Raw genomic sequence first — 22688 nt, forward strand, 5'->3', positions numbered from 1 at the left:
AAATCAATAGCAAGGCAGTTGCTATGCGGAACATTATGCAAAATCGGCGGGCAATCGCGTTCAGACGGACCGGCTCAAGTTATCGGAGCGGTTAATTATAGACTTCGCTCTCTGTCACGACGCGTCTGGGAAATTCTTGAGAGCCGAGACGCGGCAGGTCACCTCAACACACCCTAGAAGCCGGTGGTCTGCGGTGTGGAAGTTTGGTTGCTTGCGTCAAACTGTTCTGCGAGGCCTGTCGGCGACGGTATACGCTCGCGTTGTTCAATCGGTGACCCGATGGCGCGGGTGCGGGCAACTGGTACCCGTTCAGAGTACACCACGGCCGCGATTGCATCGTCCAGGTACGTTTGCGGAACCTGGAAACGTCGGGCGTCGGTGAATCGATCATCAATTCGCCCTCGGTAGACTAGTTCTCGCTGCGCGTTGAGCACAAACACTTCCGGCGTGTGCGTTGGACGGAAGGCGTTGCGGAATCGTTGATTGTGATCCGCAAGAATTGGAAATTGCAGGCGATTCACCCGCTGGAACCAGGCGGCCCATTCTTTCGAGGAATCGGGGTCTGCGAGAACACCAACGAAGTTGACGCCCATGTCCTCCCAACCGGCGTGAAGTCGAGCTAATTGCGGAACAGAGCCGATCGTGGCGGGGCACTCTGCGGACAAAAACACGACGACAGTCGCTCGCGCCGTCCCGTTCCTTGTCAGTTCGTGAAACACCTGGGGCTGTCGAATAGCCGGGGGTGCGGTGTTGGGTTTGGTTTCGGACGCGAGCTTTGGGGCTGATCTCACAGCACGGGGAGGCTCAAATGACGCTTGCCAAATCTCCGACGGAGCGGCTTTCGGCCTCGTTGTTGGTTGCTCGGTGTGTGCTACCACTTTGATTTCGGAAGGAGGGGGCACCAAATTCGGTGTCGGTACAGCGTTCGGCCGTGATGGCGGGGGCATTGCTACGGATTTTTTGGGCGGTTCCGGCGTCTTTAATTCGACGGACGCTGCCAGTCGGTTCCGTGTTGCCGTGAGCCTTTCCGCCACGCTTTCGACATGGGGGGCGGCGACCAGTTGCCCGGTGTCGACCTGCGAGAACCGTACGGGCGAGATTCCCGAAAAGAACGATACCAACGCGATCACGACCAACCCACCAAACAGCAGAGCGTGTCGCGCGGATCGGTTCGGTGACTGGTTATGTGAGGTCGGGCGGTGATTTTGTTTCGTAAACATCCGTGTTTTCCTTGCGCGGAGTTTAGCAGAATCGGCAATCGGCGGCTATCCGTCTTCTGATCCGTCCTGAGGAAGCCGATCTGGGTTCGCTGTTGGATCGGAGCAACGTGCGTTACACTGCGTAAGCCCGTTCGGAACACCGGAACGGGGATGACGATCACCTGATGGAATGACCACATTCGAAGACGAACGTACTCATGGCACGACTCTGTTTGACAGGCGGAACTGTTTACGATCCGGCGAACAGCATCGACGGGGAGATCCGGGATCTTTGGGTCGAAGATGGTCGGATCGTGGAGCCTCCTTCTGACGCCGACTGGAAACCGGATCGCACCCTCGACTTAACCGGATACGTCGTGATGCCCGGAGGTGTGGACATGCATTGCCACATCGCCGGTCCGAAGGTGAATACCGCTCGAAAGCTTATTCCGGAAGAGAAACGAATCGCAGAACCAGTGCGGCGAACCGCGACCACCCGTTCCGGCACCGGCGGAAGTGTCCCGAGCACGTTCGCCACTGGGTATCTCTATGCGGGCCTAGGGTACACAACCGCTTTCGATGCCGCTGTTCCACCGTTGACCGCGCGTCATGCGCATGAGGAATTGGAAGATACCCCCATCATCGACAAAGGCTTTTACGTCTTGATGGGAAATAATCATTACCTCATGCAAGAGTTGGCCAAAGGTGAGACCGACCGTGTTCGGAACTACGTCGGCTGGCTTGTCGGGGCGGCGAAAGGATTTGCCTGCAAGATCGTCAATCCAGGCGGTGTGGAGGTTTGGAAAAGTCGTGGAAGCAACCTTCATGGCTTGGATGAAACCGTTGATCACTTCAATGTCACGCCGCGACAGATCATCCGGGGAATATCCCAAGCTGCGAACGAATTGCAATTGCCACATCCGGTACACATCCATTGCAACAATCTCGGCATGCCCGGCAACTGGCGGACCACGCTAGAAACGATGCAGGCGTTGGAGGGGCACCGTGGACACATCACGCACATTCAGTTTCATAGCTACGGCGGTGATCCGGACGAACAAAGCACGTTCTGCTCGGAAGTTCCGAAGCTGGTGGAATACTTCAATACGCACGAGAACATTACCGTCGACGTCGGCCAAGTGATGTTTGGGGAAACGGTCTCGATGACCGGTGATGGTCCGTTGGGCTATTACCTACACAAAGTCATGGGGCGGAAGTGGTACAGCGGCGATACGGAGATGGAAACCGGTTGCGGAATTGTGCCGATCACTTACAAGAACAAAAGTCTCGTGCATGCGTTGCAATGGGCGATTGGTCTGGAGTGGTATCTGCTGGCCGAAGATCCGTGGCGAATCGCGATGAGCACTGATCACCCGAACGGAAGTTCGTTCCGTGCGTATCCACAAATTATTGCGTTGTTAATGGATCGCACTCGCCGGGAAGAAATTTTGAAGCAAGTCCCCACCGAAGTTCGCGAACGATGCACGCTCGGAGAATTGGATCGAGAGTACTCTCTTAACGAGATTGCAATTATCACCCGTGCTGCACCTGCTCGTATGTTGGGGCTGGTGAATAAAGGCCACCTTGGTGTGGGGGCGGACGCCGACGTGACGGTCTATGCGCCGCAGGCCGATCACGAGCGGATGTTCGAGTTGCCACGCTACGTCATCAAAGCAGGTGACGTGGTGGTGGACGATGGGGAAGTTCGTTCATCGAACGTCGGAAAACTGATGCACGTCTCGCCGGAATTTGATCCAGATTCGCTCCCTCATATTCGGGAATGGTTCGAGAATCACTACACAATTCAGTTCAACAACTATGCAGTGAGTGAGTCGTATTTGCACGATCACGAAGTCGTTCCGACAAACAAAGCGACGCAATGAGTGAAACCAATCCCCCCCTGGACCTGGCGTCGCTGAAACGCTCGCACACACCCAAAGCGGTTGCGGAACGGTTATCCCAGCAGCCACCACAGAGTTACCTACGCGATCTTGTTTACGGTGCGATCGACGGGTTGGTCACGACGTTTGCGGTGGTTGCCGGAGCGATCGGTGCCGAGCTTTCGAGTCGACTCATTATCATTTTCGGCCTGGCGAATCTGATTGCTGACGGCTTCAGTATGGCGGTGAGCAACTACTTGGGGACGAAAGTTGAAGCCGATCGGCTCGATCGCATCCGGGAAATCGAAAACCACCACATCGAATTCATTCCCGAAGGTGAAGCGGAGGAAATCCGCGAGATTTATCGTCAAAAAGGTTTCGAAGGCGAGTTGCTCGAGCAGGTGGTTCAGGTCATCATCGCCGACCGCACGCTGTGGATTGACACGATGCTCCGCGAGGAATGGGGGTTGTCGATTGAGCCCACGAACCCCTGGAAGGCGGCCGGCGCGACGTTTATGTCATTCATTGTTGTTGGACTCATTCCCGTTTTGCCGTTCATGGTTTTCGACGCCGAGGGAGACGCGCGAAACGTGATCATTGCCGGTGGTTGCGTCCTGACGGCGTTGGCGTTTTTCATCGTGGGGGTTCTGAAGTCGCGGCAAGTGGGTTATCCGTGGTGGCGATCGGGCGTGCAAGTCTTGGCGATGGGAGGCGGTGCCGCGATGTTGGCGTACCTCGTCGGCGTTCTCTTGCGACCACTTGGCGGATAGAATCCCGCAATCTTTGCGTCAGTTCCAAACCATTCTTGAAAGGTCGATTGCGTCGATGTTTGCGGAAATCATTGCCATCGGAACCGAACTCACAACCGGGGCGAAGCTGGATACGAACAGCCAATGGCTGAGCCAAGCGTTGGGGCAGATCGGGATTGTCGTTCGTTATCATCAGACGATGGCCGACGATCTAGCGGCGATGGTGAAGGTTTTTCGGACGGCAGTTGAGCGGTCGGATTTGGTCATCATCACGGGAGGGTTGGGGCCGACTCAAGATGATCTTACGCGTCAAGCTCTCGCTGATCTTGTCGGTGTGGAATTGGAGTTGAACGAGTCTTCATTGGCTCATCTTCGGCACTTGTTTGCATCACGAAAACGGGAGATGCCCGAACGGAACACGATCCAAGCGTACTTTCCCGCCGGGAGTGAGCCGATTGAGAACGCACGCGGAACCGCCCCAGGTATCTGGATGAAGGTTCCCCGTTCCGATCGCGATCACCATGCATTCGTTGCGGCTCTGCCCGGGGTGCCAAGCGAGATGAAACCGATGTTCGAGCACGAAGTTCGTCCACGGCTACCTCACTCTGGGCGGGTCATTCGACACACTCGGATCAATGCGTTTGGAGCCGGCGAATCGCGTGTCGAGGAGTTACTCGGTGCATTGACCGCACGCGGGGCGGACCCAGAGGTCGGCATCACCGCTCACGAGGCGACGATCACTCTGCGGATCGTCGCGGAGGGCCAAACCGAAGCGGAATGTCATACGAAAATCACCAGCGTACGGGCGGACGTTCAACAACGGCTCGGCTCACTCATCTTCGGTGAAGAAGACGAAGAGTTGCAGCACGTCGTTCTTCGACTGCTTCAGCAACGGGGCCAAACTCTCGCTACGGCAGAAGCCGGAAATGGTGGACTAATGGCTCACTGGTTGACCGCTGTCAATGGGTTCGAATCGGCGTATCTCGGTGGCGTGGTCGCACCCACCGAGTCCGCGAAGACCACGCTGCTTGGCGTCTCACCAGAAACCGTTGGAACCTACGGTTCGGTGAGTGAGGAGACTGCCATTGAAATGGCGAACGGTTGCCGGGAGCGATTCCAAACCGACTACGCTCTCGCTCTGACGGGACGCAAGAACGACACTCCCGAAGGGACCGTCTGGATCGCGTTTGCTGGTCCAAATCGCTCGGAAGCCATCGAGCACCATCTCATTGGCGATCCCGGTATCGCCACAAGTCGAGCGGCCAAAACCGCACTCAATCTGCTCCGCACCAACTTGGTTGCATGTGAGTCGCCCGGGTGATCCCCATCGAGAATCTTGGCTGAAAACTTGCGGGGGACCGGGAAATATCGCACAATCGGAAAACTCAGAGTCGTTTCCCTCCGTAACCTCACTCCCCCCATGATGCCCCATCCGATTCAACCGAGCACACACCGCTCGTCTGGTCCATTACTTGGACCAAGACGTTTGTGGGTTGTCGCTGCGCTCGGCGTTTTGTTGGGGTTATTCGCCGAGATCGGTCTGCCCGCATTTGCGTGGATGTCGGTTGTGATCTTGTCCGACGAAAAGGATTCCGACGAGACAATCGCCCCGCCAGCCACCGGACCGACTTGCTGTAACAACTGTGGTTGTTCGGACTCCGCCCGTTCCGGTGGTGTGTGTTGTTGTACCGGACGTAATTCAACCTTCGTTGACGAGGAAGACGAAGCGGGATCGCCAGCACGCACCGAAGTTGGATGCCCTTGTGGGCAGTTGCCAACGGATCAGATGGCGGGACCGTCAACCGTCAAAATTATTGCAATCACCGTTTCGGTGCGTTGGTCCGAAGCGGAAACACGACGTGTGATGATTCAACCGTCGAGCCTGCCGGAGGTCACTGTTCGACCGGAAACGCCGCCTCCAGAAATCGCAATTCAGAACGATCGACAATTTGTTTGACCGACTCCGTCCCGTAACGGATTCGGTTCCGTTACGGATTTGAGCGTGACTCAAACCTTCGATCGATGATCCAGCGGACGCAACTCCGTGAGTCCCATGCAAAATGGGGAATCACGTGGTGCACGTGTGCAACACGCGCTGGGCTGAACTTTTTCTGGAGTACATTATGATTTCCTTACGCCGTCGTTCCGGCTTTACCTTGATTGAATTGCTCGTTGTGATTGCGATTATCGCAATCTTGATTGCCCTTCTGTTGCCAGCGGTTCAGCAGGCTCGTGAAGCTGCCCGCCGCACACAATGCAAGAACAACCTCAAGCAGTTGGGCATCGCGTTGCACAACTACCATGACACACTCGGCTCGTTCCCGTCGGGGTATATCACGGCGGATACCTCCGCAGCGTCCAACTCAGCTCCGGGTTTTGCATGGAGCACGTTGGTGCTGCCGAGTCTCGAACAGAACAACCTCCACGACAGTTTCAACTTTGGACTGGATGCCAAAGACCCGGCCAACACCCCGTTCGCGACGCAGTTTTTGAGCGTGTTCCGCTGCCCCTCCGACACCGGTCCCGATACGTTTACCGTGACCATCAGCGGCACCGACTACGAACTATCCACTTCGAACTATGTCGGGATGTACGGTTACGGCAGCGTGACAATGAATCCGGACGGTCGGAATGGTGTGTTTAGCCGAAACAGTGCGACGCGGATGCGGGATATCACCGACGGAACATCCAGCACGTTCCTAGTGGGCGAACGAAACTATGCGTTGGGAAAGTCAACTTGGTACGCGGCTTTGGAAGGATACTCGGTCGACTCGGGCATGACGATGATGAGCATGACCGAAGGCCCCGGCCAGTTGGTGCTTGGGCACGTCGGCCAACCCGCTATGATGAGTATGCCCGCCATGCATCACACCGCGAACAACACGCCGCACGTTGTGAACTACGGTAGCTTCCATTCTGGCGGATCGCAGTTCTTGCAGGTGGACGGCTCGGTCAGTTTCATTAGCGATTCGATCAATTACGATACCTACCGCCGACTCGGCACGCGAGATGACGGTGAGGTCGTCGGGGAGTATTAAGCTGCTGCGTCAGTGATATCACTGGATTCAAAACGGCAGGGTTCGTGGCCTTCGAACTCTGCCGTTTTTCATGGAATGGACGAATTTTCAGAGAGCAGGTTTGGCATGAATTCTCTGCGAAATCCATTGGCGATACGGTCGCTTTTCCTGCTCGCTTGCCGTATGCTGCCTATGTTCAACGCGGGTCCGTGATTTAACCGAAACAAACTTACGAATGGCGGCATCTGGTCTGAAAACCGGTCGGTCTCCCGGTCGACGTACAACCCCCAATCGGCGGCGGCCCCCCGTTCTGACGGTGACTCGGTTCGACGTGGCCCGCGCCTTCATGTTGGCTGCGGTTCTGTTCCTGGGGATCGCAATCATCTACTTGGGAGCGATGTACGTGGCTCCGGTTTCGACGGATGTCGATGACCATGTTGAGCTCGAAATTGTCGAGTTACCGGGGGGCTCTGATGACGGTTTCCCGGATGAAATGCTGCAAGTCGAATCCCCCGAGGAAGAAATTCCCGATGCTTCGTTGAACCAGGAAACAGCCGAAGATTTGCAAGTCGAGGAAACGCTCGAAACCGTGTTGGATGTCGCCGATGAGGCGGCTGAACTCGCACCGCAGCAAATCCAAACCAACACCGAAAGCACCGGACGTGTGGGCAGTTCGTCGGGCACGGGGCGACGGGCGTTGGGATCGGGACCGGGTGAGAAAGGCTTGCCCCGCGAACAACGTTGGTACGTTCGGTTTTCCGACGGTGCCACTCTCGAAACCTACGCCAAGCAATTGGATCACTTTGGCATCGAGTTGGGTTTACTCACACCGCAAGGTGAGTTGATTTACCTGAGTAATCTCAGTGCCAATCCGCCGAAACAGCGTCGAGTCACCAGTGGCAAAGGTGAAAACCGATTGTACATGACTTGGCAAGGCGGCAATCGGAAATCCGCCGACCTCAAACTGTTTCAGAAAGCCGGAATCGACGCCCGACGTGGGACCATCTTTCACTTCTACCCACCGCAAGCTGAAGCCATGCTAGCTCAACGTGAGGAAGCCTACCGCGGACGTAAGGCCAGCGAAATTCGCCGAACGTATTTCGTGGTTCAGCCCATCGGTGACGGCTTTACGTTTGCGGTATCCAGACAGACGACGTTCTAAGAAACACTTCGTGACCGTCCACATCGTGAGGAAACCAAACCCAAGATGGAACAAGTTTTAGAAATCGCCGGCTTCGCGATCTACGTCGCAATGGGGCTGACGGCCCTGTTCGGTTTGTTTTGGCTCGTCCTGCTGTATTTTCGCATTGGACAGAAACGATTTTCCTCTTCCACGCAGGCTGACACGTTTTTGGACGAAGTCCGCGAAAACCTCGAACGTCGAGATTATGAACGGATCGCCGAGCAATGTGACACCGCTCCGTATTGGAGCAAGGCCGTTCCGCAGTTGATTTTGATCTCGATGCAACACATCAATCGGCCGCTCGGGAAACTCAAGCGCTTGCTCGCCGAACGGTTGGAAGTCGATATTCTTGCGTCGCTCGAATACGGCATGAGTTGGATCGCCACCTTTGCGAAGACCGCACCAATGTTGGGGTTGCTGGGAACCGTGGTTGGGATGATCAACGCTTTCGGCAAAATCGCCGCCGCACAGAGTTCCGGAATTCGCCCCGAGGCGTTGGCTCAGGACATTAGTTTCGCATTGGCGACGACGGCGATGGGGTTGTCAATTGCGATTCCCCTCGTGATGGGAGGCAACGTCATCCACATTCGCATGGGCAAACTGCAAGACAGCGTGCAAGGTGACCTCACTCGTTTCTTCAATGATCTCGAAGAAATGCAGTCCAAACGCAATTCCAACCCGGCGTGAACCGATGGCTCCAGAACCCACCATCGCCGACGAAGCTGACGACGCTCCGTTGGTCCAAAAACGTCGCACCTACGATGCGGAACTCGACATCACTCCGATGATCGACGTGGTATTTTTGCTGTTGATCTTCTTCATGGTGACATCGACCATGCAGCAAGATTCCCAGAACGATCCGCCACCGGCCGAACATGGCGTTGGCGTGGAATCGCTGGAAGCCATCGTCATCAGTGTCAACAAGCCGGAAGCGTCGGGCGGGGAACCGAGCATTGTTCTCAGTGACGGCACACCCGGCACGATTGAGGAAATCACCGGGGATGTGGAACGTGGTTTGGCAGAGGGAAAATCCGATGTCATCATCAAAGCTGATCGGGACATCACCAATGGCTTCACCATGCGAGTGTATCGTGCCGCCAGCGAAGTTCCGGGAATCCATCTGCACGTTCAAGTCAAAGACAAAAAGTGACGGCCGCTTTCGTATGCAGCTCCGATAGGAAAGATCGTCCACGATTCGATGCCGATAATTTTTCGCTGCCGCTTTTGCGGCCAGAAACTCAGCGTCTCGAACAGCACCGCCGGCAAAACGACGGACTGCCCACGATGCGCCCAACAAATTCAGATCCCCAAACCATCCAAACCGAAACCCAAGCCTGTACCGACAGCGAAAGAGCAACCGGCAAGCAAGAAGCCGGTTCCAACCACCAAACGCACACAGTCGGTCATCGCCGACGATGACGATTACGATTTCGATCTTCGCGGAAGTCGAATCGAAGCTGACGACATGGATCTCACGCCGATGGTCGACGTGACGTTTCTTCTTCTGATCTTCTTTATGATCACCGCGTCGTTCAGCATGACGAAAACAATTGAGACCCCCGCTCCCGATCCGGAGAAACAAGGGGCTCAGCAAACGATTCAAAATTTGGAAGACTTGGAACGGACATCCGTGATGGTCAGAATTGATCAGGATGATGTGATTTTTGTTGATGATGAATCTATCCCCGATCCTTCCGAGTTGGAATTCCTCCTCGCTGACAAACTGCGGTCCGAGGATAAGAACGAACTCATCATCCAGACGGACCCGGCATCCCGACATGAGACATTCGTCAAAGTTTTCGACGCCGGGACGGGCGCGGGGATGCAAAAGATTCGCCTTGCAACAGTGGCCAGCGACGATTGATAACAGCCACGGTATAGAACAGACTTCGACAGGTCTTCGATAGAAAACGGTTTCATGCCCCGCGACGTTCCACCCCCACCGCCAGAACGCAAACCGCCGGACGACGATTCCTGGAGTGATATCTCTGGGGAGTCCTCCTGGGAACTTCCGGCCGCCGACATTCCGGACGCTGACCGTACGGGAAAAGAGGAATTCTCGTCACTCTACGATGAGGAACTGGTCGAAGCGGACGAGGAATCCGTCGAAGCCGAGCCCGAGCGAACGCGGAGTCGGTACGATGACTTGCTCGACGATGATGAAATTGTCTCTGTCGAGATGGAGAGTCTCGACGCGGATGAATCTTCGGACGACGAGTTGGTTTTCGAAGATGAGTCCGTTGAGAGTTTGCCGACACCGAAGGCAATGCGAGCAGCGAAGTCGGAACCGAAAGACGAGGCGGCTACCGAAGATGCCGCGGAAACTGCGACGCGTCGAGAACCGGTTGCGGATCGCATCCGGGAACGTTTTGGTAGCGGCCGCACACGCCCCGGCGATCACGACGTCATCCGCTCGCCGATCGTACTGGCGTTGCTCGGTGGCGCCGTCATTTGCACACTCGTCGCCGTCACGCTTTGGTTTCTGACTAACAGAAACAAATCCGAACACCAGTACCTCGCCGCAGACCAAGCCCTTCAGGAAGGGCGATATATGCAGGCTGTGGAATTGTTCGAGAACTTTCTCGTTGAGAACCCAACCGATCAACGTGTTGCGGATGCTCGGATCGGGATTGGTCGGGCAAATATCCTGCGTCAGATCTCCGGTGGCGCACCGGATTGGCAAGCCGGGATCGACGCAATCGTGGACTTTCGCCGCGAGTACCGGGAGTTCGAGACTTACAACGATCAAAAAATTGATTTGCAAAAGTGGTCTAGTGAGATCGCCGAAGGTGCGGCACGCGATGCAGTCGAACTCAAAAGAAGGGAACTCATCGACGTATCCCGCGAAGCATTCAAACTTGCTCAGCATTTTAGTCCGGTGGACGACCAACCGGATGAACTCGCGGAGCGTTTGGAGAAGCGTTGGATTTTAGCCGTCGATGTGGCGGATCAGCGAGATGCGTACGAGCAAGCCATCCAGGCAACGGAGACCGCACTCGCGGCAGACCCACCCCAGACGATGCAAGCCTTGGTCGCACGACGCAATTTGCTGCTAGAGTTTCCCAAGCTCGATGGTGATTCCAAGTTAAATCGTCTGCTCAAACAGACGCTGGATGCCGAGAAAAAATTGATCTTGCGGGACAATCCCGACATCAATCCGGAAACGAGAGATCCCTTGCAGGACGCACCTGGCATGGTCGTTTTGACCGAACAAACTCGGACCCGTGCCAGTGAGCAAAGCGATGGGCAAACCGTCTTCGCGATGGGTCGCGGAGTTCTTTTCGGACTCGACACCGTCACCGGTCAGCCGCTGTGGCGTCGGACTGTCGGTCAACGCAGCGGATTCTTTCCCCAATCAGTTCCCACCGCAGTTCCCGGACTTCTCATCCATGATCAGCGGCGAGGCGAACTGGTTTTGTTGGAGAGCCGCACCGGCAAACTTCAGTGGCGAATACCGCTCGCAGAGCCATCGGTCAGTGAACCACTTGTAGAAGGCGGACACATATTTTTGCCGACGATGAGCGGACGGCTCTACAAACTTGATCTCGAATCAGGCCGCATCATTGGCAGGATTCATTTTTCCCAAAGTCTGATCGGTCCTCCGATTCTCCCACGTGATAGCGCAGCGTTGGTTGTGGTTGGGGAACGTGCGATTGCCTACACGGTGACGCTTCAGGACTTCGAAGTCGTTGCGACTGCGTACACCGGTCATGCGGCTGGGTCATTAGATTCTCCACCGCGAGGGCGACAAACGGATTCCGTCGATGTCCCTGCGATGCCGTTAGGCTCACTTTTGCTGCTGGCAGAGAACCAGCCGAATCGGCGATGTCAGTTGCGGTTATACGACTTGAAAAATCCCGGAGAGGAGATCCCGCAGGTTGCCAGCGAAACAATTCAAGGGCATGTGACAAGTCCACCGTTGTTGCGAGGAAATCTCTTGTTTGTGGCTTCTGGGAAAAATCGTGTCACTGCCTTTGCCGTAACGGATGATCCAGATCAACCACCCCTTAGTCGAATCGCCCAGCAGAACATCGTGGGCAATCAGACCCGTTCGGCATACTTGACTGCGACTTCAAGCGATCAATTGTGGTACGCCGGGAACGGTTTGTATCGACTCGACCTTTCGAGTGGGGCATTGTCGGTTGTCGCAAATATTGCCACAGACAGTGTCGCCGCACAGCCGCTACAACGCAGTGGTGATATTCTATTTATGGGGCGGCATCAGGCGTTCAATCAGTCGGTGCTGCTGTCACCATATCAAATTGATTCCCTGACTAGTAACTGGGGGACGACAATTGGTTCTCGCATCCTAGCATACACGGGTGACAAGACGGCAGCGGGTTTTCTGAACGAAGACGGGCGATTCTTTCGACTACAACAGGCGGAACTACAATCCAATGAACGCACGAAGTTCGATACTAATTCTACGGTAACCCTGCCGATTCCAGATGGCTTGAAACTCCCACTCATGGCCACTGCGATTACAGAACAAAAGATTGCGGCAGTTGCAGGGGGGGAATCATCAACGTGTTGGATTCTTGATCTCGGAGGACAAGTCTCGCAAACGCACACTTTGAGCGAAACGCCGGAGTTGGCCCCCATCCCGATGGGCGAGGGCTTTGTTCTAGCAATGCCAAACGGTCGCCTGCAATACATCAATTTAGATTCAAGTCGACCAGCAGTTGACGACTATAAACCCAAGATCGAAACAGACGAAGACAACCAACCTGGCGAACAATCTGTTGTGGCGTGGGTTCATGCTGACCGCATCAACGACGAGCTATTGCTAGCACTTGATACCAACAGTCAACTCATTCAAGTTCAGTTACGAAAGCAACCCTCGCCTCACCTCTACGGTATACGCACGGTTCAGCTTGATTCATTAGTCGCGATGCCGTTTGTCTTACAAGACAACTTCCTGGCTCTGACCACGATTGAGGGGCAACTACAGTTGATGGATTCCCAGACCCTGCAGCCCGTGGGCGAAATTGAACTTCCAGGAGCTGTGTCGAACGAGCTTTGGTCGGCCAAAGGATGGGTGTTTGCTGAGACCGAAGCCAGTACACTCCATGCCATCGCGATCGGTGAGCAACCAAAACTCGCTTGGTCCGTCAGCAACGACAACACCACTGAGGATGTCCGTCTAGCCGGACCGCCATTTGTCAAAGGTCCACATCTCTGGGTGACTCGTCGCAACGGTGATTTGTCGATCATCGAACTCGATATTGGGAAGCTTCGAAAGACGATCCCGTTGCATAACGAATTGGACTCCGGGCCGATTCAGATCGGTGATCAACTCTATGTCTACACCGTCGATGGTGGGCTGATTTCACTAGACGGTATCGAAGTGGATTAATTACGCACGTTGCAGCCACCATGAGCGTTCCTTCGTGATTCACAACGTAAGACCGTCTAGTGAAAGCACCGTTGTGTCCCGTTCGTGTTTAGCCTCGTGGGATTGCATCTCGGGAGCTTTGTCACGACCAAACTGTCTCTTCGAAACTGTCAGTGCATCAATATGCTTGCGGAATCGGTACGTTCGTTTTACAACGGAGTTTCTGCAGACGTTCTGTTGGCACCCGATCTTGAGTGGTTGCCACCGTTTTGCTCACACGTGTGCTTCCAATCCGAGTAACAAGTATGCAACGTTTTATTCATCACAGTCTTCTGCTAGTCATCGGGTTGGCTTACCTTCCCGCCACATTGCAGGCGGCCGATCACCCGAATGTGCTATTGCTTTGTATTGACGACTTACGGCCTGAGTTAGGTTGCTATGGTGTTGACTATATTCAATCCCCTCGGATCGACGCCTTGGCGAAAAAGGGGCGTATTTTTACGAAGCACTATGTGCAGGCTCCCACTTGTGGTGCGTCGCGGTTTGCCTTGTTGACTGGTACTTACGGTTCCTACGGGAACAACGCGTTGTTTAAGAGGTCGCGAGAGCTACGTTCCGGGGCTGAATCAGTCCCACCGAGTTTTCCGGCATGGTTCAAGACGCATGGTTATCGCACGGTATCGGTCGGGAAGGTGTCGCATCATCCGGGTGGACGCGGTGGTTCCAACTGGGACGATGATTCCCAGCCCGAGATGCCAAACTCCTGGGATCGACATCTAATGCCTTGCGGGGACTGGGAGCATCCACGTGGTGCTATGCATGGATTAGCCCACGGGGAAATTCGAAAGAACGCAAAGGAGATGGATGTCTTTCAGTCGAAGCCGGGGTCAGACGACATTTATCCCGACGGGTTAATCACTGCAGAGGCATTGCATCAACTTGATGACTTGGCCAAAGATACTGCCGAGACCCCGTTTTTCTTAGCCGTTGGAATTATCCGTCCGCATCTTCCGTTCGGTGCACCCGCAAAATACTTTGAGCCCTATCGAGATGCGGTTTTGCCGGCAATCGAGCATCCGTCGAAACCAACCGGCAAAACGACGTGGCATGGTTCTGGCGAGTTTATGAAGTACAACCGCTGGAAGCGAAATCCTAACACGGACGCTGAATTTGCAACCGAGGTTCGCAAGCACTATGCCGCTTGCGTCACGTATGCGGATACCCTTGTGGGCCGGATTCTCGATCGTCTCGATCAACTGAAGCAACGCGAAAATACGATCGTCGTTCTTTGGGGGGATCACGGTTGGCATCTCGGGGAACAGGCGGTTTGGGGGAAGCATACCTTGTTCGAGGAGTCGTTGCGGTCTCCCTTAATTGTTTCATTCGACGGCATGGATGATCCCGGCGAATCGAGCTCGGCTATTGTGGAGACGATTGATATCTTTCCCACCGTCTGTGAGTTGGCGAGCATTCCCCGCCCGAATGGTATTGATGGGCAATCGTTAGTTCCGAATATCAACGATCCCAAGAAACAGGGGACCGAAGCGGTGTCTTACGGTTCTAGAGCAACGACAATTCGGACGCCAACGCATCGAATGGTTTTGCATCGTAATGGGTATGCGGAACTCTATGACCATCGTACTCCGGCGGGTGAAACTGTAAACATCGCGGAACGTGAGCCGGAAACTGTTCAACGACTCACTGAGAAGCTGCATAGCAAACGATCTTTCCCCCGAAACTAGTGTCGCGACTACGCGGTTGATGGGAACGCATAACTGCGTCGGTTTTTAAGGGGCTCTAGGTAACCTGTGACTACTCGATATCTGTATGAGTTGTGACAAATCGATTTAAAGGCTTTTGTAACTGAAAACCAACTCCGAATAATCGCTAATCGCTCACGATGCTAGTATTCCTACACACGAAGAGTTTAGTCCAATGAGAATGCGAATCGCCGCTTTTTTCTGTGTTCTGTTCACAGCTGCCGTTGGGGTGGCGAACGACCGTCCGAATGTTGTCATCTTATTTGCGGATGACATGGGTTATGGTGACCCGGCGTGCTATGGACATCCACAAATTCGCACTCCGAACATCGACGCTCTCGCGAAAGACGGACTTCGATTGACTTCGTTTGTCACGGGATCGTGGTGTGTGCCCTCACGGACCCAGTTGATCACTGGTCGGTACATGCCTCGGGTCAAGTTCAATGGTGGAACGGGGGCAGACGGACGCGGTGGCTTGCCAGATTCGGAATGGACGCTTGCGGAAGCTCTGCAAGACGCGGGTTACGCGACGCACATGGTCGGGAAATGGCATCTTGGGTACAAGCTGAAAAAGTTCCTGCCGGTTCACCAGGGGTTCGATACGTGGTTCGGGCTACCGTACTCGAACGACTATATTCGGCCGTGGGTGCAAACTGATGAACCACTCGGGCTGTATCGTGGTGATGAAATGGTGGAGCATCCGTTCGACCAAGACCCACTGACACAGCGATACACGGCTGAAGCCACTTCCTTGATCAAGAAGCACTCGGCGGATCAGCCGTTTCTACTGTATATAGCATACGCGATGCCACACTTGCCGCTGCACGTATCAAAGGAGTTCCGTGGGAAGTCACAGTTCGGACTGTATGGCGATGTGATCGAGGAAGTGGATTGGAGCATCGGGCAAATTCTCAAGACCCTTGATCAGAAAGGTCTCACGGAGAATACACTCGTGTTCTTTGCTTCTGACAATGGACCTTGGATCAATATGCCGCCTCGCATGCAACAAGCTGGAAACGAACTCTGGCATGCTGGTTCAGTGGGACCACTTCGGGGCTCCAAAGGAGAAACCTACGAAGGTGGACCACGTGTGCCAGCAATTATTCGTTGGCCGAGCAAGATCAAACCGGGCCGGGTTTCGGCCGAATTAGTCGGGATGCCCGATATCTATCGGACGTTGCTATCAGTGGCCAAGGCGGAACCGTCACCAAATGTTGTGGATGGACATGATCTGACGGCGTTCCTGCAAGGGGATGTCGCCAGTTCTCCACGAAAGGACTATTTCTATTTCCGAAGTGGATTGGAGGCAGTTCGCGTGGGGGATTGGAAATTGCGAACGAAGACAGGGACGGCGGAATTGTTTCACATGCGGACCGATCCCTACGAGCGAGTCAACCGGGCGGCAGACAAACCGGAGATCGTGAAAGACCTCTATCAACGCATGCAAGTAATGGCGAAGGAAGTCGGGAAAAGAGTTCAGAAGATCGAAAACTAGTGACACATCTTCGATGCGGGTTGGCGTCTCCGCTGGCTCACTTTGAAGCCGTGATGGCGATAGCTGTCCTTCGGAATGTACGAAAGTCACAGACCCTCGACGAGAAGCCCCGTCGAGGGTCTGTATTCACCGAATTGAATTGTCTGCACGACACAAAGGCATGGATTGCCATGACTGATGTCGTCTCATGCACGTTCGGCTACTCACTCACTTTCGTACGCGTCGACTTGGACGCCTTCTTCGTTCTGAATTTCGTATCCACTTCCATATCCGGTCAGACTAGCTTCGACGCCGAACCCGGCATGTCCGGAATTCAACATCTTCTGCCGAGCGTAAACGGCTTGAGCTGGCATGGTGTAATGCCAGTCCCATGGCCATGGAGTCGGTGGAACCATGCGCGGGTTGGGTTGCCACATCGGGACTTGTTGGTAGTACACACCCATTTGAGTGGTATCGGTGGGGTGTGACACAACCGGCAATGGCTGAGCAGCGCCCCGACCAGACCAAGCTTGTCCGCCGGTGTAGTAGTGGTTGGGCCAGTAACGATTGTAAACAACTGGAGTTCGCCAAATTGGACGACGCACCACACGGTGCCAATTGTAATACGGCGGAACGACCATGTTGCCGGGCAAGTGCATTCCGTTCACGCTGACGGGGTCGCCAACGCCAACCGGAACAAAGCCCTGATCCGTCATCGGATAAGACGACTCGTTGATCGTTTCACCGACCGAAGGGGAACTGGAAAGAACGCTCTCCGGAAGGACTTCAGGAGCCGGAACGCCATTGGTGTTGCCGTAAGACGGCAGCGGCTGCGCTTCGGTAATTGGTTCGTTCGGGACTGATCCGCTTTGCTGGGCCGACGCCTTCGACAAGGGCAGTCCTCCCCAGACGCAAACAACGACGACCAGTGTCATGTTGAAAAGAGGTATTCGGGACATCGCACCTTCCTGTGTGCTAGACCGCATCGTGGTTTCCATGCTACGAACGATGCGAAAACTGTCAGGTTTCCGCACCTTCGCAAGATCGAGACCTGTACGGATTAAGGTAAACTGCACAAGTGAGTTTGGGGAAGAATCGCCAAGTCTTACTCGTTCGCATCGAACAGTTGTCGGACCCGGCATCGCTAAGAATGCCTGATCGATTATGGTCCGTATTGCTGGGGATTTCGCCAAATCGGTGTTAAACGACTGACAGGAGTTCCCCAGCCAAAGTTAAACGTCTTTTGAACATTGGGAGCCAACGGCATACCGGTGGGCATTCCCGTTCCTTGAGCGGCGTAAATGCGACCGTCACGGGCATCGAAGTGCCACGGGTTGGTCTCGTATGCCACGTTGTATTTCCCGACACGGAGAAATCCGTTGCCGCGTGCTTCGCAGTCGTGCCCGGCCGGGTTCAAGTCGTGGAATCCCCAACTACAATCGCCGAAGCACTGCAGGCAATGGCACTGCAGCATTTGGCAGCTCGGGATCAAATCATGGACGTGTCCGAAACATCGACGACGGCATTCATGGGTGACACCGTTTTCATCCACATATGTGCCACCGTGTTTGCAGAACAGACTCGACAACCGACCGTCTCCGTTATTGCAGAACGGCATCGCCCAGCCCGTGTTCGATGTCGATCCACCACCGAGCCCGCTCCACGACCAACAACTTGATGAATCACAGCCGGATCCGTTTTGGCAGCCGTTTCCACCATTGCGGCATCCGCCATTGCAGCCAACGGTATTGCAGGCGGTCGAGTTGCAACCACCAGTTGGCCGGGTGACGCATCCGTTTCCGGTGACACAACCGTTTGTGATCGGCGTTTGCACGGTGCAGTTAGTGGGTTGAACGCCTGGAGCTGGTCCTAAGTGGTAGACACCTTCTTCTTCCTCAGCCACTTCTTCATGACCGACAAGAGTGATCAAATTGGACGACGATTGCGGTTGGATTAATTCCAATTCGCTTGGGTCGTAGCTGGCCAAAGAAATGACACTATCATCGGTCACGCTCGCGCCGGAGTCTCCGGGAATGCATGGGCTGCCGTGCGAGCTTGAGCAATTTTCCGTGCAATGCGTACTGCATCCGGTGTGACATTCATCGCTATCGCTTCCGAGCAAACCTGACAGGCAGCAGCGTTGTTTGCAGCCCACGTTTGCACATTCGTCGCAATAGTGCCCCCAGCATGCCCAAGGAGGGCAGCAGGTCGGCCAGTGAGCAGTTTGGAGACGGGTTTCGTACTCGGCCATTAACCGTTTTTGGTTAGCACGATGTTGCAAGCAGCCGAAGGTTTCCTTGAACCAATCCCGCGTTCCGAAACATGTCGGGGCGTAATCGGTCAAACCCGGATAGTACACCGGCGGATGGAAGGCTTGCGGGTACGGTCCGCAATGATTCGCAGCACACGGCCCGCAGGAATCACCGGCGAGCTGTGTGACAGGTTCGAAGAGACCGGCACCGGGGTCGGCTTCCGGGATGGGAGCGGTATACACGGACGCATGGCCCACCGACTCCGTGGGGGCGTCTTCCGCCCGTAACGAATTGGCGGACACGGCGAGACAGCAAATCGCTGCCATCGTCGCGAGCCGCGTTTTCCATGACATCCATGACATGACTCTGTTCCTCGAAATCGTGAAGCAAAGGCGGCTCGTCCTCGCCGCAGGTTGAGAATCTGTGCAAAACACCAGCCGTTGTGGACTTCCAGACTCAAATTCGAATGGTTGTTTCGTCGACTTAATAGTCTCGGAAGAAGCCACCAGTACTCCAGCCGAACGCCCCCAAGCCCATGTAATGATTGTTCAAAATCGGCGGGTGGAATCCGGTGAATGGGTTGGGATGAGCACGGTACTTCACTTCCACCTCCGTGCCTTGCAGGTGCCAATCTTCACGATAGCGAACCCCACGAGAGGTCATCACCCAACGTCCTTTGACATGGTGATAGAAAGGCGGATACAACGCCTTGTATTCGTGCGGGTAAAGCATCTCGTGCGGTGCCAACGCTTGGTTGGTGATGGTCGTGCTGCCGATTTCCGGTGGAACATAGGGGACCGGAGTCGGGTACATCGGAGCATTCAGATAAGGGTACCCGGGTTGTTGCAAATGCGTCGGTGGCATGCGTCCAGGACCGGCAATTGGTGAGGGCGGTGTGAACCGCTGAGTGCTCGTTTGTCGGACCGCTTGTGGCGAGTTGGCTTGGCCGGGTGTTTGTTGAGCCGATGCCGTCAACGGCGTGCCAGCAAGCAAGAACAGAACGACACTCAAAGAGCGCGTGCCGCGATACGAATTCAGGCGTCGCATAATGGATTCCTCCGTGAATCGAACGGGCATCGCGAGTGTCGGTGGGACAGATCCGACGGCTGCCCGAAAGCCTGTAACGTCCATCGGCTTTCCGGACGGCTAGAAATCAAACTGGAACGGTTCTACGCAACGTTCCAAACAGAGTCACCTCGCGCAAGGACGTGTATGCGATACAACCGTCACAGGCTGTAAGCCGGAAGCGTCGTCAATTACAATGGGCGTCCCGCAGAATACGAATGACGACAACGATCGGCTTTTCCACCAAAACCGATGTAACCGGAAAACTCGAACATCCAACCAAACAGACGAACGGATTCAAGGAGACTCTGTTGGCCAAAAAGCAGAATTCCACCAACGGCAACGGTGCCCATGATGCCAACGACGACACCGGGCGGATTGAATACGTCTCGTTGTCGCAAGAGACGCGGCGGCGTTACCTGAACTACGCCATGTCGGTAATCACGTCGCGTGCATTGCCGGATGTCCGCGACGGCCTGAAACCCGTGCAGCGTCGCATTATGTATGTGATGTATCACGGGTTAGGACTCACACCTTCCGCGAAACGCCGTAAGAGTATGAAAGTCTGCGGCGACACCACGGGGGACTTTCACCCACACGGCGATGGTGCGGTTTACGAAGCTCTGGTGCGATTGGCGCAGGACTTCACACTTCGGTATCCGTTGGTGGATGGCCAGGGGAACTTTGGTTCAGTCCTGGGACTGGCGCATGCAGCTGCGCGGTACACGGAAGTTCGATTACAGGCGATCGCCACCGAATTGATGAGCGAGCTACGGTATGAAACGGTCGCCACTCGTCCAAACTACGAAGGCTCGAAGGAGGAGCCCGTTGTCTTGCCAGCTCGGCTGCCGCACTTGCTGATCAACGGAATCGCGGGGATCGCGGTCGGCATGGCCACCAATATTCCGCCGCACAACCTGAACGAAATTGTCAAAGCCGCGACGACGTTAATCCAGAAGCCGGATACGTCGACCGCTCAGCTCCTACGGACGGTGAAGGGACCCGATTTTCCGCTCGGTGGACGTGTTGTGACCGATCGTCAGACCATTCGGGAGTGCTACGAGACCGGACGCGGTTCCATCAAAGTCCGTGGTGAATGGCAGTTCGACGATTCCGAAGGCAAGCCGTCGAAGAACCGTCTGGTCATCTATTCCGTGCCGTACGGAGTTTCGACGAACCCGTTGATGGAGTCGCTCGGTGGAATCTGCGAGGGGCGGAAACTTCCTCAGTTGGTCAGCATCACGGATGAAACGAACGAGGAGAACGGCTTGCGAATTGTGCTGGAACTCAAATCCGGCAGCAATCCCGAGTCCGTGATGGAGTATTTGTACAAGCACACGCCACTTGAGCAAAACTTTGCATACAACCTGACGGCACTTGCACCGGACGAAACCGGCGTCGGTGTGCCTCGGCGAATGAGCCTGAAGGAAATGTTGCAGCATTTCCTCGACTTCCGTTTGGAAACAGTGCGAAAGCGATTCCAATTCGAGTTGGATCAACTCGAACGGCGAATTCACATTCTCGATGGTTTTGCCCTGATCTTCGAAGGACTGGACCGAGCACTTCGGATCATTCGCAACTCACAAGGCAAACGGGACGCCGCCGAAAAGTTGATGGCCGAGTTTCCACTCGACGAAGTTCAAACCTACGCCATTCTCGAGATGATGCTTTATAAGATCAGTCAGCTCGAGATTGACAACATCATTGAAGAACTTCGCGAGAAACAAGCGGCCGCCGACGAAATTCGCAAGATTCTTGCCAGCGAAAAGAAACTGTGGAAGGTCGTCGAAAACGAACTCGAAGAAATTCGCAAAGAATACGGCGACGAACGCCGCACGACGATCGGTTCAGTCGATGACATCGCCGAATACGATCCCGAGGCGTATATTCTCAAGGAGAATACCAACGTCGTGCTGACCCGTGAGGGATGGATCAAACGGGTTGGTCGGTTGAGTAGCGTCAAGAGCACACGAGTTCGGGAAGGTGATGAAGTGTTGGCCGTTTGTCCGGGCAGCACGGTGGATACCGTTGTGGTATTCTCGAACGACGGCGTGGCGTACACGCTGCGAATCGACCAAATCCCGGTTTCTTCGGGGTACGGCGAACCGCTCTCGAAACACGTCCGGCTTGGGGACGGGGTGGAACTAGTCGCGGCGATCAGTACCGATTCGCGATTCACGCCGGAAGACGACACCGAGTCTGACGAGCAAACCCCGCCTCCGTATTTCCTGATCGTCACCGCCATGGGCCAAGTCATGCGGCTTTCGCTGAGCGGCTTCCGTGAACCGTCGACCAAAAACGGCCGGAAGTTTTGCCGATTACGTGCCGGCGATCGTGTCGTGCATGTGGAGTTGGTGCGGTTTCAGGAATCCATTTTCCTCGCATCAGCGGATTCGCGGATTCTGCACTTTGGTGTCGAAGAAATTCCGATACTCGCCGGGCCGGGGAAAGGCGTTATTGGCATCAAGTTGGATAAGGGTGACAAGGTACTCGGCGCGTTGCTGATCGGACGGCCAAGCGACAGTTTGAAGGTCATCAACACCAATGGCACACCGCTGACGTTCGGTCAAATGAAGTACCAAATGACGAGCCGCGGCGGACGCGGTGTGCGGACGAGTCAACGCAACGGCTTCGCGGAGATCGTGCGGCCCGATATTGAACTCGTCGATTGGAGCGATCTCGAGAGTTAACCTGCTCACAGCGGCTTGAGTCCGCATGCTCCGCCTGACTGATTTTGCGAAACATCGCACGACTTCTGAAAGAATCCCGTACTG

Annotated in this window: 17 protein-coding genes; 13 read left to right on the top strand and 4 right to left on the bottom strand. The window is 55.0% G+C overall.

Translation table 11 applies throughout. The features are described from left to right. Positions 1–173 precede the first annotated feature (173 nt). Positions 174–1220, bottom strand: a complete 1047-nt coding sequence (locus G6R38_RS13170; protein WP_166825872.1) for a redoxin family protein — start codon at positions 1218–1220, stop codon at positions 174–176. A 197-nt stretch (positions 1221–1417) separates the two neighbouring features. On the opposite strand from G6R38_RS13170, the gene G6R38_RS13175 reads away from it, so the two are divergent. From G6R38_RS13175 to G6R38_RS13230, 12 genes are all read left to right on the top strand, one after another. Continuing rightward, on the top strand, positions 1418–3082 hold the full coding sequence (locus tag G6R38_RS13175; RefSeq protein WP_166825875.1) for a formylmethanofuran dehydrogenase subunit A: 1665 nt from the start codon (positions 1418–1420) through the stop codon (positions 3080–3082). Then, complete coding sequence (locus tag G6R38_RS13180; RefSeq protein WP_166825879.1) at positions 3079–3849, top strand: VIT1/CCC1 transporter family protein; 771 nt, start codon at positions 3079–3081, stop codon at positions 3847–3849. The genes G6R38_RS13175 and G6R38_RS13180 overlap by 4 nt, the downstream gene beginning before the upstream one ends. 55 nt (positions 3850–3904) lie before the next feature. Continuing rightward, on the top strand, positions 3905–5149 hold the full coding sequence (locus G6R38_RS13185; RefSeq protein WP_166825882.1) for a CinA family nicotinamide mononucleotide deamidase-related protein: 1245 nt from the start codon (positions 3905–3907) through the stop codon (positions 5147–5149). Between the two features lie 15 nt (positions 5150–5164). Next, on the top strand, positions 5165–5785 hold the full coding sequence (locus G6R38_RS13190; RefSeq protein ID WP_166825885.1) for a hypothetical protein: 621 nt from the start codon (positions 5165–5167) through the stop codon (positions 5783–5785). A 166-nt stretch (positions 5786–5951) separates the two neighbouring features. Next, the gene (locus tag G6R38_RS13195) at positions 5952–6866 is read left to right on the top strand and encodes a DUF1559 domain-containing protein (RefSeq protein ID WP_166825888.1); all 915 of its coding nucleotides are present in this window, start codon (positions 5952–5954) and stop codon (positions 6864–6866) included. Between the two features lie 214 nt (positions 6867–7080). Further along, a complete protein-coding gene (locus G6R38_RS13200) occupies positions 7081–8007 on the top strand; it encodes a hypothetical protein (protein WP_166825890.1) in 927 nt (308 codons plus the stop codon). A 45-nt stretch (positions 8008–8052) separates the two neighbouring features. Further along, positions 8053–8715 (top strand): MotA/TolQ/ExbB proton channel family protein, encoded by a 663-nt coding sequence (locus G6R38_RS13205; RefSeq protein ID WP_166825893.1) that lies wholly within the window; start codon positions 8053–8055, stop codon positions 8713–8715. 4 nt (positions 8716–8719) lie between these two features. After that, positions 8720–9178 carry an ExbD/TolR family protein gene (locus tag G6R38_RS13210; RefSeq protein WP_166825896.1) on the top strand — a complete coding sequence of 153 codons (459 nt, stop codon included), beginning with the start codon at positions 8720–8722 and terminating at the stop codon, positions 9176–9178. A 48-nt stretch (positions 9179–9226) separates the two neighbouring features. Beyond that, positions 9227–9892, top strand: a complete 666-nt coding sequence (locus tag G6R38_RS13215; protein ID WP_166825899.1) for an ExbD/TolR family protein — start codon at positions 9227–9229, stop codon at positions 9890–9892. Between the two features lie 54 nt (positions 9893–9946). Then, on the top strand, positions 9947–13384 hold the full coding sequence (locus G6R38_RS13220; protein WP_166825902.1) for an outer membrane protein assembly factor BamB family protein: 3438 nt from the start codon (positions 9947–9949) through the stop codon (positions 13382–13384). 284 nt (positions 13385–13668) lie between these two features. After that, entirely contained in the window at positions 13669–15105 is a 1437-nt protein-coding gene (locus G6R38_RS13225; RefSeq protein WP_166825906.1) for a sulfatase, read from the top strand. Between the two features lie 193 nt (positions 15106–15298). Continuing rightward, positions 15299–16618: a sulfatase family protein gene (locus tag G6R38_RS13230; RefSeq protein WP_166825911.1), complete on the top strand. Its 1320-nt coding sequence runs from the start codon at positions 15299–15301 to the stop codon at positions 16616–16618. Positions 16619–16821: 203 nt separating this feature from the next. Here G6R38_RS13230 and G6R38_RS13235 read toward each other — a convergent pair whose 3' ends face one another. From G6R38_RS13235 to G6R38_RS13245, 3 genes are all read right to left on the bottom strand, one after another. Further along, the gene (locus G6R38_RS13235; protein WP_166825914.1) at positions 16822–17556 is read right to left on the bottom strand and encodes a hypothetical protein; all 735 of its coding nucleotides are present in this window, start codon (positions 17554–17556) and stop codon (positions 16822–16824) included. 203 nt (positions 17557–17759) lie between these two features. Further along, positions 17760–19211, bottom strand: coding sequence for a hypothetical protein (locus G6R38_RS13240; RefSeq protein WP_166825917.1), 1452 nt, complete (start codon positions 19209–19211; stop codon positions 17760–17762). A gap of 121 nt (positions 19212–19332) precedes the next feature. Further along, complete coding sequence (locus G6R38_RS13245) at positions 19333–19896, bottom strand: hypothetical protein (protein WP_166825920.1); 564 nt, start codon at positions 19894–19896, stop codon at positions 19333–19335. Between the two features lie 236 nt (positions 19897–20132). On the opposite strand from G6R38_RS13245, the gene G6R38_RS13250 reads away from it, so the two are divergent. Further along, a complete protein-coding gene (locus G6R38_RS13250) occupies positions 20133–22604 on the top strand; it encodes a DNA gyrase/topoisomerase IV subunit A (protein ID WP_166825923.1) in 2472 nt (823 codons plus the stop codon). Positions 22605–22688: the final 84 nt, after the last annotated feature.

The sequence above is a fragment of the Thalassoroseus pseudoceratinae genome (assembly GCF_011634775.1).
GTDB classification, from domain to species: domain Bacteria; phylum Planctomycetota; class Planctomycetia; order Planctomycetales; family Planctomycetaceae; genus Thalassoroseus; species Thalassoroseus pseudoceratinae.